Source organism: uncultured Pontibacter sp., from assembly GCF_947492645.1.
Classification (GTDB): Bacteria; Bacteroidota; Bacteroidia; order Cytophagales; family Hymenobacteraceae; genus Pontibacter.
The window spans coordinates 1-12,161 of the sequence record NZ_CANLMZ010000003.1 but is presented as its reverse complement, the minus strand read 5'-3'; the positions used below and the strand labels follow the sequence as shown (position 1 = coordinate 12,161).

Annotated in this window: 12 protein-coding genes, 1 tRNA gene and 1 pseudogene; 13 read left to right on the top strand and 1 reads right to left on the bottom strand. The window is 45.4% G+C overall.

Annotation, left to right across the window (positions count from 1 at the left end; genetic code table 11):
• Positions 1-33 precede the first annotated feature (33 nt).
• Positions 34-660 (bottom strand): L-threonylcarbamoyladenylate synthase, encoded by a 627-nt coding sequence (locus tag Q1A23_RS02895; RefSeq protein WP_299819234.1) that lies wholly within the window; start codon positions 658-660, stop codon positions 34-36.
• Between the two features lie 216 nt (positions 661-876).
• Here Q1A23_RS02895 and mltG point away from each other — a divergent pair, with 216 nt between their 5' ends.
• From mltG to Q1A23_RS02830, 13 genes and pseudogenes are all read left to right on the top strand, one after another.
• Entirely contained in the window at positions 877-1,950 is a 1,074-nt protein-coding gene (gene mltG / locus Q1A23_RS02890; protein ID WP_299819231.1) for an endolytic transglycosylase MltG, read from the top strand.
• 87 nt (positions 1,951-2,037) lie between these two features.
• Positions 2,038-2,451: a thioesterase family protein gene (locus Q1A23_RS02885; RefSeq protein WP_299819228.1), complete on the top strand. Its 414-nt coding sequence runs from the start codon at positions 2,038-2,040 to the stop codon at positions 2,449-2,451.
• The gene (locus Q1A23_RS02880; protein ID WP_299819225.1) at positions 2,448-3,419 is read left to right on the top strand and encodes a YihY/virulence factor BrkB family protein; all 972 of its coding nucleotides are present in this window, start codon (positions 2,448-2,450) and stop codon (positions 3,417-3,419) included. The genes Q1A23_RS02885 and Q1A23_RS02880 overlap by 4 nt, the downstream gene beginning before the upstream one ends.
• 148 nt (positions 3,420-3,567) lie before the next feature.
• Positions 3,568-3,652: transfer RNA gene (locus Q1A23_RS02875), tRNA-Ser, on the top strand.
• 250 nt (positions 3,653-3,902) lie between these two features.
• Positions 3,903-4,097 carry an Arm DNA-binding domain-containing protein gene (locus Q1A23_RS02870; RefSeq protein ID WP_299819222.1) on the top strand — a complete coding sequence of 65 codons (195 nt, stop codon included), beginning with the start codon at positions 3,903-3,905 and terminating at the stop codon, positions 4,095-4,097.
• An 8-nt stretch (positions 4,098-4,105) separates the two neighbouring features.
• A complete protein-coding gene (locus Q1A23_RS02865; RefSeq protein WP_299819220.1) occupies positions 4,106-4,237 on the top strand; it encodes a hypothetical protein in 132 nt (43 codons plus the stop codon).
• Positions 4,238-4,455: 218 nt separating this feature from the next.
• Positions 4,456-4,635 carry a hypothetical protein gene (locus Q1A23_RS02860; protein ID WP_299819217.1) on the top strand — a complete coding sequence of 60 codons (180 nt, stop codon included), beginning with the start codon at positions 4,456-4,458 and terminating at the stop codon, positions 4,633-4,635.
• 495 nt (positions 4,636-5,130) lie between these two features.
• Positions 5,131-5,979: a hypothetical protein gene (locus Q1A23_RS02855; protein ID WP_299819214.1), complete on the top strand. Its 849-nt coding sequence runs from the start codon at positions 5,131-5,133 to the stop codon at positions 5,977-5,979.
• Between the two features lie 12 nt (positions 5,980-5,991).
• Positions 5,992-6,468 (top strand): hypothetical protein, encoded by a 477-nt coding sequence (locus tag Q1A23_RS02850; protein ID WP_299819211.1) that lies wholly within the window; start codon positions 5,992-5,994, stop codon positions 6,466-6,468.
• A gap of 582 nt (positions 6,469-7,050) precedes the next feature.
• Complete coding sequence (locus Q1A23_RS02845) at positions 7,051-7,500, top strand: cyclic nucleotide-binding domain-containing protein (RefSeq protein ID WP_299819208.1); 450 nt, start codon at positions 7,051-7,053, stop codon at positions 7,498-7,500.
• A 116-nt stretch (positions 7,501-7,616) separates the two neighbouring features.
• Positions 7,617-7,865, top strand: a complete 249-nt coding sequence (locus Q1A23_RS02840; RefSeq protein WP_299819205.1) for a hypothetical protein — start codon at positions 7,617-7,619, stop codon at positions 7,863-7,865.
• Between the two features lie 3 nt (positions 7,866-7,868).
• Positions 7,869-8,030: an AraC family transcriptional regulator gene (locus Q1A23_RS02835; RefSeq protein ID WP_299819202.1), complete on the top strand. Its 162-nt coding sequence runs from the start codon at positions 7,869-7,871 to the stop codon at positions 8,028-8,030.
• Between the two features lie 948 nt (positions 8,031-8,978).
• A pseudogene (locus Q1A23_RS02830) lies at positions 8,979-12,161 on the top strand (hypothetical protein); the annotation flags it as partial.

Here is a 12,161-nt window from a genome sequence, read left to right as displayed (position 1 = left end):
GATCTATTTATACCCTGCTCCCTTACTTTTACTCTACAGGTATTCTTCTATGTCCCCGGCGCCTTCGCGTAACACTTCAAAATTGTTGCTGGCATCCACAACCGTAGAGGCTATGTTGTTGCCATAGCCACCGTCAATCACACAATCCACCAGGTTTCTATACTTCTCATAGATTAACTCAGGGTCGGTGCTATACTCTATTACTTCATCTTCATCACGCACAGACGTGGAAAGTATAGGATTGCCCAGCTCCTTAACCAGCATCAAGGCAATCTTATTATCAGGTACACGTATGCCAACAGTTTTCTTTTTGTTACCTGCATACCGAGGTACGTTGCTGGTGGCATCCAGTACAAATGTAAAAGGGCCGGGCAAAGCCTTCTTCATCACTTTGTAGGTTGGCGTGTCTATTTTTGCATAGTCAGATATGTGGGTAAGGTCTGAGCAGATAAAAGATAGGTTTACTTTGTCTGGTTTCACACCTTTTATCTGGCACACCCGCTCTACAGCTCTTGTATTGTGGATGTCGCAGCCAATGCCGTAAATCGTGTCGGTTGGGTAGATGATCACGCCGCCGTTCCGGAGGATTTCAACGGCCTCCTGTATTTTCCGCTCTTGTGGGTTGTCAGGGTGTATCTGTATAAAAGTGGCATTGCTCATAGTTTTATCTTTAAGTTACAAAGTATAAAGTACTCTTACTTGATTCTGATAATATGCGTTTCAGCGAAGCTACGCACGAAATCAGAAGTTTACGAATTTTAAATTCGTTCATTGCCGGTTTGCGAATTCACAATTAAAGACATAAGTGTTATTTTTGCCTCCGGATTACAAATTGGCACGGAACCTAACAGTTGTTTCCGCCCTTTCATTTACATTATGGCTATCGACCCAAATATCACCCCAAGAAGAAAAAAGAAGGAGAGGAGCATGGTTATTCCTGCTTTGATCGTGCTTTTCCTGTTTCTGTTTGTAAGCTTCTCGTACTACGCTTTCCAGATTGTGTACACGCCTAACGTGGATACTAAAAAGCGGGACACCTTTGTTACCATTCCCACCGGAGCCACTTACGAACAGGCAATGGACTCTATTGAGGCATCCGAAGTAATCATTGACAAGCTATCGCTGCGCTTTATGGCAAAGCTGATGGATTACGACGAACTGGTGAAACCAGGCCGCTATAAACTGGAACATGGCTGGGGTAACCGCCAGTTAATTGGTGTGCTGCGCATTGGGCAGCAAACACCAGTAAACCTTACGTTTGCCAACGTGCGCCTGCGTACACAATTGGCAACAAAACTGGCCACCGAAATAGAAGCAAGCGAGCAGGAACTGGACAGCCTGTTAAGCGACGAAGCATACCTGGCTACACTTGGTTTTGATACCGCTACCATTGTGAGTATGTTTATCCCGAATACTTACGAAGTATACTGGACAACCACAGCGCCGGAACTGATGGCGCGCATGAAAAAGGAATACGACAAATTCTGGACTGCTGAACGCAAGGCTAAAGCCGAGCAACTGGGGCTGTCGCAAAAAGAAGTAAGCACACTTGCCTCCATAGTGCAGGCCGAAACCATCAAAAACGATGAAAAGCCTCGCGTTGCCGGTGTTTACCTTAACCGATTGCAGAAGGGCATGCGCCTGGAGGCCGATCCTACGGTGGTATTTGCTGTAAGAGACTTTACGATACGCCGCGTGCTAAACGTGCACCTGCAGCACGACTCGCCATACAATACTTATAAGTACGCCGGGCTGCCTCCTGGGCCGATCAATGTACCCGATATTTCCAGTATTGATGCCGTGCTAAACCCTGAGGAGCATAAGTATATTTATTTCTGCGCCAAAGAGGACTTTTCAGGCTATCACAGCTTTGCCGTAACGCACTCTGAGCACATTGCCAATGCCCGCCGTTACCAGCAGGCTCTTACAGCTAGAAATATTATGAAGTAATTCACCAAAACAAAAGACTAAGGACAGAAGAGAAACTAGTATTTCAGTCCTTTGTTTTTTCGGAAATCCTTTGTCAATAGCAAAAAAATGTTCGAATCAGAAGTACAGATACGTGTGCGATACGCCGAGACAGACCAAATGGGCTATGTGTACTATGGCAATTATGGCGCATACTATGAAGTAGCGCGTACTGAAGTGTTCAGGAGGCTGGGCATCCATTACAAAGAGATGGAAGCAACCGGTACCATGATGCCTGTGCTGGAGCTGAAGTGCAAATACCTGCGCCCTGCCAAGTACGACGATCTGCTTACCATCAAGCTGCTGTTAAAGCAAAAGCCAAAGGGCTCTCGTATACTTTTTGAGTACGAGGTGTACAACGAAGAACAAACCCTGCTGAACATAGGGGAAACTACTATGGTTTTTGTGGATATGAAGTCGGGGAGGCCTACAGCTGTGCCAGCGCTGATTCATGAGAAACTGGACCCATACTTTAGTGCATGAGGCTTAATCAGCAATACCTGAAGCGCCGCAGAGCGTACCGTAAATTTATCGTTTTTCTGAAGCGGTGGCGGTTCAACAACGGGCAGTCTTCGGTATATGATGTGGCCGATGTGCTGATAGGGGAGCTGCGCTTGGACTCGGTTACCAAGCGGGCCTCTTACATGGCTTTTAACTTTACGTTGGCCATATTCCCGAGCATCATTTTCCTTTTCACGCTTATACCTTACATCCCTAACATACTTTCCCTCGACCTGGACGAGAGCATTCTGTCTTTTTTAGGTGATTTTATGCCCGAGGAGATGTATGCGGCGGCGTATTCCACTATAGAAGATATTGTAAACAAACCACGGGGAGGCTTGCTTTCGTTTGGTTTTCTGTTTGCGCTTATACTATCTACGAATGGCATTATGTCGTTGATGGATGCCTTCGATAAAAAGTACCACACCTTTTATAAGCGCAGCTATATTAAAAAGCGCTTGATGGCAACCGCCCTTACCGTGGTTCTGTCGCTCATACTATTTACGGCGGTAGCAGCAATTTTCTTTGGGCAATGGATACTGGATGTGCTGGTGTTCTACGAGGTGGTGACTGAGAGCTATACTTATACTTTGATTGTTATCCTGAAGTATATTGCCATTGTGTTGCTGTTTTTGCTGGCGACATCAATAGTATATTACTTCGTACCGGCAATAGAAGATAAGTGGCCCTTCTTTTCGGCTGGTGCCGTGGTGGCTACAGCGTTAATTTTCCTGGTGTCCATGATTTTCTCCAGTTACATCAGCGCCTTTGACACATATAATAAGTTTTATGGCTCGATAGGGGCTTTGATAGGTTTGATGATCTGGCTGGATTTTGTATCCATGATCCTCATACTTGGCTTTGAGATTAACGTGAGCATCGATACTGTTACCAAGCGCCTTGTGCGTGCAGGTGGCAAGGTACCGCATGTTGCTGCTGGCAAAGTATAAATCAGCTTTAGTATTCAGGTAGTGCCTTTGAAAATTTTCGAGCTTAAAATCAGCTATTTATACTTTATTAGGCTCAAGCCAAAGAAAAATCTTAACAGATAGTTTTGATAATTCAGAGCGGTACCCTACTTTTGTATTCGAAATCGTTAGAGAGTTGGCGGAGTGGTCGAACGCGGCGGTCTTGAAAACCGTTGACTGTAACAGGTCCGGGGGTTCGAATCCCTCACTCTCTGCTGGTAGCAATACCACAACAACTTAAAAGCCTGCAAATTAAGTATTTGCAGGCTTTTTTGCTTTTACAAAACTGCTGAATTATTCATTTTTTCGCATAAAACAGGTGAGTAGATCGGTGAGTTCACAAAAGCAAAGTTTCTACGCACCGATTGGATATGTAACTGTCTGATTAATAAGATGTACAGTTGCTGTATATCTTGACCGCGGTTGACTGCAAGGCTGCATTTGTTAACCTTTAAAGTCACGATTATGAATATCAACTTCAGTCTCCTTTTCTACCTTAAGAAACAAAAAAACTATCGGACAGGGCCTGTGCCCATCTATATGCGCATTACTGTCTCGGGCAAACGGGCCGAGCTGGCGACAGGCAGGGCGATTGAACCAGACAGATGGGTAGCGGCGGCCGGACGAGCCGCTGGTACAAAGGCGACTGCTAAACCCTGAATGCCTATTTGGATAACCTGCAGGCAAAGGTCTATGAGGCACACCGCCAGTTAGTAGAGGCTGGTAAGCCTGTGACGGCCGAAAGTATCAAAGGCAGGTTCCTGGGAAAAGAAGAGCAGGGGAAAATGCTGCTGGTATAGGAGGATCATGTGGGAGGGAGCTGAAAGCAGTAGAGGGGACCTGCCCTGGCCTTGTTTTCTTGTTTCCCGTCCGGAAGCAGGATTTAATGTATCATTAAATTAAAACTAATTTGTGTTTTTGTACTTTTTAAATTTAATGCATATTAAAGATTTCATACTGCTAACTATGTAAATCCTATTTTAAAAAACAGTTACTGATTGCTTACCTGCAGGGGATCGTGACAGAGGTGCGCGATTCCTTGGTAAAAGTAGAGGACAGGCTTCCGGATTATGAACGAAAAGAACTTCGCAACCTTGTCAATGAGGTTTCCTACACTTTCCCGGTTACCCAGCCTATTCACCACAAAATGAAGGATATTGATGAAATGATTGCCGGCTTAAAGCAAAGCAAAAAATAAGGAAACCCATTCAGGCCAGCCTAACCAGAGTGGGCGGCTTACCTGTTACTCTATGCTTTCCTTACTGGTCTCTCTTAAAACCGTGGTGGGATAGCTTATGAGGATGACATTCTTTGTTTCTTTTCTGGGGTGTAATTGATAAAGTGTGCTATTGCGTAACATGTTAGTAATTAGGCTGCTGGCAACTGTTTGGGCAGGACCAGGAAAGCTTAAATATACCTATTTTTAGGTATTGGGAGAATAAGCAGAGGACACTATATTTGTTCTTTGTAGGCGATGTTTCAGGTGAAGCCTACAACTTTTAGAAAGAGTTACTAATGCTGTATTCCTTGTTCTTTAGCTGGGAGTAACTCCTGGGGCACTTCAAACTACCCGATTTACTGTCTATATCTGCCACAATACCCCTACCTGTAGTTTTTACGGCATGAAAGCGCTTATACTAGCAGCCGCAGCACAACTATGATCAAGTTCATTATTCACCCTTAAAACGCTAAAATGAAAAAACTTTACGTGTTATTTTTTACACTCCTGACGGCATATGCTTTGCAGGCACAGGATCTCATCACCAAAACTGACAAAACCGAGATAAAGGCCCTGGTTACCGAGATCACGGACGAGACCATTAAATACAAGTTATTTGATTTTCAGGGAGGGCCGGTTCATAACCTGAAGCGGGTTGAGGTACAAAAAATTGTGTATTCAAACGGTAGAGAAGAGAAGTTCAATGTCTCAGGAGCCGCTCCTGCAAGCACAGAACCAAAGGAGAGTAGCCTGCTGGATAACCTGGCGGATAAGGCACAACCCACGACTGAAAAGCCAGGCCGCACGTTTATCGGAGTGACCTTCTCCCGGCACCTGACCTTCTCTACAGACAGCTATGACTTTGAGACAAAGCCGATCTTTGGTTTCAATGTGCTGCTGGAAAAGTATTTTCAGCCAAAACAGGGTAGCACAAAAGGGCCTTCCATGGGATACGGTGTAGCCTCGACCAATTATTTCGGGTACTCCGAGCCTATTGATGAGGAGATCTACACCGGGTCACGGCACTATCTTACCGGTTACCTGTTCAAGGAACTATCTGTGAAGAAGATCGTGACGCTAGGGGGCCTGGCTGGTGGCGGTATGTGTTATACCCGCGGCAAAGCAGACGAGAACAACGAAGTAAACCCCGGAGAGACTGCGGGCGTGTTTGGTGGGGGCGCTCACTTAGGCGTATTCGCGCAGCGCGCCCTTACTACCGGTGCTTCGGGCAAGCCAACGTCTCTGGTACGTCTTGGCTACGACATGTTTTTAATGTCCAACGCTAACGGTACGTTGGGTGCAAACTTATCTATCAGCTTTTAATTCACTCTGAAAATGAAAAACAGATCATTCATATACCTGCTCATCCTATTTGTTTCGTTTGCTTTTTCCGGTTGTGTAAGCGATGCCGAAGAAGACTTCATGTTGATTGCCGATAAGATCAAGGGGGAAGGCTCAGGTGGCAGCGGCTCTTGCCCGGTGGGAAAATGGAAAACCGCTACCTGTAATGGCGCCGGTTCCCTGGTCTACAACTTTGGCAGCAATGGAGAAGGCTATAGTGAGAACCCGGACTGCAACGGTATATGCACGCCACTCAGGTTCCACTTTAAATACACAGTTAGCGGCAATACGATCTCTTATAGCTATACCCGCACCGATGATGTAATTTGCTCCGGCCAGAACCAGGGTCGCCCTAATGTGCCGACCGGAAGCTATACCATTAACTTCACGTGCCAGAATGGCGGGGCTGAACTTGTGACCGAGGTATCCACTAACGGCGTGAGGCGCACTACGGTTTTTACTAGAATGTAAGGTAACCTTGCCTGATTGATGCAGGAGGCGGTTAAAGACTGCTTCCTGTTTTTTTTATTTCAGGGAAATGGTATACTTGTCACCTAGTTGTAGGGAGTTAATACCTACACTACTGTTGAGGAGGGGCTTCTGCAGGTCTATGATTCCTGAGACCATCCTTCAAAGTGCTTTTAACAGCTGCTAATGACTAAAAAGATGTGCCCACCTGGTACGCCTCTTAGTTTTGTTCCCGTTGCCGAAAACAGGCCTCCCGATAAAGATACCCAAAGGCTACATCGTCCGCCCCAGTGGGGGTGAAACGTTAGCCGGTGTCCGGCCGGATGAAAAGCTACAGGATCATTTACTGGACGAGGAGGAAGAGATTCTCACCTATACCCTGGAAACTCTCCTGCACCAAACAGTGCTTCAGCGGTAACGGCGCTCAAGGCACAGAACAGATGAAGCCAATAGAAGGTAAGTAAATTTAGAGGAAGATCAGGTTTACATTTATTCATTAAATTATTTACATTTACAACTAATACTTTTTCCAGACGTGAATTTTGATGACACTAGATATTGTAGATTGATGACCTGCACCAGCTGATGCTTGAAAAACCTCTCGCCTTCACACCAGTAAACCCGGAAGATATTGCCTACATCATCGGCCTGTTTGAAACCCAACACCCTCTCTGCACGGAGTTGCGAGAAGAATTTCACAGACATGCCATTGCTGTCCAATTAGCGGAAGGCAAGCATCTGCTCCACCAAGGGCAACGATGCCATTATATTTATTTTATTCGGGCAGGTGCCTTGATGGCTTACTCGTTGCACAAGCATAAAAAAATAACAACCTATATTTCAGTAGAAAATGAGTTTGTCAGCTCCTTGTCCGGGCTTTACGGCGAGGAGCCTTCCTGGGAGGCAATCGTTGCGGTAGAGCCGAAAATGGTCTTAGGAGTGCACACAGCTACATTGCAAAACTGGTACCAGCGCTTCTTCGATTTGAATTTCATTATCCGCAAGGTATACGAAGATTATTACCGCGATGCCTAGGAGCGTTCCCACATCGTTCGTGTAGGCAATGCCAGGAGCGTTATTTATACTTTGTCAAATCCAAGCCAGGGTATATCTATCGCCTTCCCCTGGAAAGCGTTGCCTCCTTTCTGGACATGAAGCCGGAAACGCTTTCCCGTGTCAGAAAACAGGACCGGGTATACCTACAGGGCAACGAAGCTGAAAGCATACTTAAGCAAGTGGAGCAGTATATGCACGATACCGGGTGCTTCAAAGAAAAGACGCTTAAAGTACAGGACCTCGCCGATCAGCTAGGCATTCCGGCCTACAAGCTTTCACTGGTGCTGAACACCCATCTCAGGAAGAGCTTTAAAGACTTTGTTAACCAGTACCGGATTGCTTAATTAATGGCACAGTTAGAAAAGGAGGGAGTTTTACAAAACTTTACCATGGAAGCACTAGCCCTGCAGGCGGGGTTTGCGTCCAGGAGTGGTTTTTACAAGGCGTTTAACAAAGCGGAAGGGATCACTTCCAAAGCCTACCTGGCGGCTATCAAAAATTTTCTATAATCAGGCTAGGTGTGCTGCCTGCTACTACTACCCAGTTTATTTACATAAAAGCTTGCTGTCTGCATTGCTGCTGTAAGTTGTTGCAATCCGGCTACTTATGTAGGTAATAAGCTTTAGTTTTTCATTTCTGTTTAAGAATTTAAGCCTTTTAAGGTTTCTGACGACAGGGGCGGGTACACTTTTCTTAGTACGAACCTGCAAAGAGCATCAACCTCTTGAAAAAATAATCAAACGGTTTTTAGATTCCTTTCGATTTGAAAGCATATGGGGTATTCAGTATATGCATAATAATAATAACATATTATGTACTCTATTCTGCTAAATATGTTTCCTGATAAACGAGGTTTCACCCGATTAGTTTGTCTCCGTTTTCAAAACGGGACAAATTAGTACGATTTCAAATTGGTGTGATCCTTTGTTAGCAGGTATCTTGCAAGATATTTTAAGACGCTGTTAATTAATGAGTTTAGTGTTTTGGCTATGTATGGATTATCATTTTATTAGCCAATAGTTATATAGAATATAGTGTGCACCTGCAATATCTTCTACGATGGTAATGCTTGTGAAGCACAGCTTTTATCATATGTTCATACCCTGCCAAAGAAAACAATCTTGTTAAAATTATTCAGTAGTGGCACTAATTATCCGCACCATTTAAGGACAAAGTACCTCATCTGAAATATTAAATTTCGTGTATCAGAATTTCAATTTATAGCCGAAGCTTTACCTCTTTCTTATGAAACAATTTGCAGCACTCTTTAATGAGTGGGCTGGTGCGCGTAATGTGAGCCAGCAACAGCCATTAACGCTAATAAGACCTTTGGCAGTGACACTCTGTCCAATTGAATCTAAAACCCACGTGTATTATAATAGCTACAGTTCACTTTATTTCGAACAATAGCAGGCTGTATATTCCTCTTTAAAGTAATTAACAACCAACCTTTTTATATGAAACACTTTTACGGATCCCCACCTAAAGTGGGAGAGCTACTCCATTTTGCTAAACCGGCAATATGGGTGCTATTGTATATAAGTTTATGTATAGGTGCCTTGGGTAAGGCACACGCACAAATTGTTTATTCATTTACTACCTGTACAGCAACGGGGAAGTTTGGTCCGACCCAGTTACAGGTAGATGCGGCTTACGGTGAGGGGAATTCTTTACACGGAGGCGTTATAATCAAATCGCCGGGTGTTCAGGAGTGGATTGTTCCTGCAACAGGTAAATACAAGATTGAGGCTGTAGGCGCCAAAGGCGGTGGTGCAGGCGGCGGCGGTGGCGCTATCTTGTCTGGGGAGTTTGACTTAACGGCAGGAGAGGTTATCCAAGTGGTAGTTGGGCAGCAAGGAACGAAGGGAGTTGGCCTACAGGGAAGTATTAACAGCGGCGGTGGTGGCGGCGCTTCTTTCGTCGTAAATAAAACCAAAAATTCAATCCTGATCATTGCCGGCGGCGGCGGTGGCGGCAATGGTGATTATGGTCCATCTTATCCTAATACGATTGGAAATCATGCCAATACCGGTTCAAGTGGAAGTAGTACCTACCAAGGTGGCGGCGGTACAAACGGTAATGGTGGTAAATTTGGTCAAGTTGATATTCCAGCAGCTGGGGGAGGCGGATATCTTAGTGACGGTGAGAATGGGTCATACAATTCCCAAGGAGGTAAGGCCTTCCTCAATGGTGCAGTTGGCGGTAGTGGCGGGACAGGAAGCTACTTCGGCGGTGATGGAGGTTTTGGCGGCGGTGGCGGCGGCGCTTCAAATATCTTGGTTAGGGGCGGCGGCGGCGGCGGCTATTCTGGAGGGCAAGGAGGGACTTACCAAATCCAAGGCCAAACCGTTTATACTTCATCAAGTGACAGCGGGCACGGAGGTGGTGGTGGTTCGCTCAATAACAGCGATTCTCCCTTATTTTACGCCAATCGCAACGCAGGTGAAGGCAAGGTTACCATAACAAACTTATACTCTGTTGCTCTCACAGAGACACAGTCTATTGCCTGTGCAGGGGATGCTACAGGAGAACTAACCGCAACCGTATCAGGAGGTACCGGGCCTTATACTTATTCATGGTCGCCAGGCGGAAGCACTTCAGATGTTATCTCTAACTTAACTGCCGGCTCATATACTGTAACGGTTACTGATGCGTTTGGGGCTATTACAACAGCTTCTAAGTCGATTGCTGTAAACGACACCGAGGCTCCGGTCATAACTAAAACAGGAACCAAGATTATTCAGATTCCAGCTGGTCAGTCACAAAACTGGGTGATGTATACGCATACTTTTGCAGACCCGCTTCCGGCAGGAGCCAAAGTTACAGGTGCAACACTTACTTATTCTGGTAGAGACCAGGGGTGGGGTGGCACAGGACAATGGAGCCGCATGGTAGTGTCAGGCACTCAAATTGGAGGCAACCAGTATCTCGGCTATAGTCAAAGCTTCACAATTAACTATACAGGAGAAATCCCTGGGTATGTTTATGGCGGCAACAATTATTTGCGGCAAGATTTTGATACATGGGGTGGGTGGATAGCCTATTTTGAAGGTGGCACCCTGATTTTGCATTACGAGACTATGCCTGATATTAAAGGGGAGTGTACTGCAACAGTAACTTCTGTACCAACTGCCTTAGATAATTGTGGAGGCACTATCACAGGTACAACTACTGATCCACTGACTTACACAACACAAGGTACCCATGTAATTACATGGAGCTTTACTGATGGAGGAGGTAACACCTCTACAGCTACACAGAATGTAATTATTAAAGATGTAACTGTGCCAGTAGTAAAAACGCAGAATATTACAGCACAGCTAGATGCCAACGGAGTTGTAGTTATAGCACCGTCTCAGATTGATAATGGATCAACCGATAATTGCGGCATTGCATCAATTGCGTTAGATAAAACTTCTTTTGACTGTAGCAACCTGGGCGCTAACACAGTAACATTAACGGTGACAGATATTGCAAATAATGTCACAACTGCTACGGCAATTGTAACAATACAGGACGCAATTGCACCAGTCGCAAAGGCAAAAAATATTACCGTAAACTTAGCAGCTGATGGAACCGCAACGATCACTCCAGAACAAGTGAATGATGGCAGTACGGACCTGTGCGGTATCAAGACGCTTACATTAAGCAAAACTACTTTTGACTGCAGCAATGTTGGCGAAAATACTGTAACGTTAACAGTGACTGATAAGGGCGATAATGAATCTATCGTAACCGCAGTAGTTACAATAGTTGATAACACAGCACCTGTTGCAACTGCTAAAGATATTATCGTCCAGCTCGACGCATACGGTACTGCAACGATTGTAGCGGCTGATGTTGACAACGGAAGCACTGACGCTTGCGGGATCAAGATACTGTCAATCGATAATACCAGTTTCGATTGCTCCAAGGTTGGTGCTAACACCGTTACTTTAACGGTTACAGATGCAAATGAGAACGTCTCTACAGCCACAGCTACAGTAACTGTAGTTGATGATATGGCTCCAGCAGCAGTAGCTAAGAACATTACGGTGCAGCTTGATGCTACAGGTAAGGCTACGATCACGGCTGGTGATGTGAATGGTGGTTCATCTGATAATTGCACTTCTGTTTCCCTAGCGCTTTCTAAAACCACTTTTGATTGCTCAAATCTAGGGGAAAACACGGTTACATTGACCGTGACTGACGCCAGTGGCAACGAAGCAACAACAACAGCCATCGTTACAGTAGAGGATACGACTGCGCCGCTTGCCAAAGCCAAGAACATCACTGTTCAGCTGGACGCCGATGGCAATGCGACAATAGAAGCAGCTGATGTAAACGACAGTTCATCTGACAATTGTGGAGTTGAAACAATGGTGCTGGATAAGACCACTTTCGACTGCTCTAATGTTGGAGCTAATACGGTTACGCTAACTATAACAGATAAGAGTGGCAACACACACACGGCTACTGCTACCGTAACGATAGCGGATAATGTGGCACCTGTGGCCAAAGCCAGGAACATCACCGTGCAGCTGGACGCAACGGGCAATGTGACAATCACGGCAGCTGACGTAGACAATGGCTCTGCCGATGCCTGCGGTATCGCTTCTATGGTGTTGTCTCAGACAGCATTTGACTGCTCGCATGTAGGT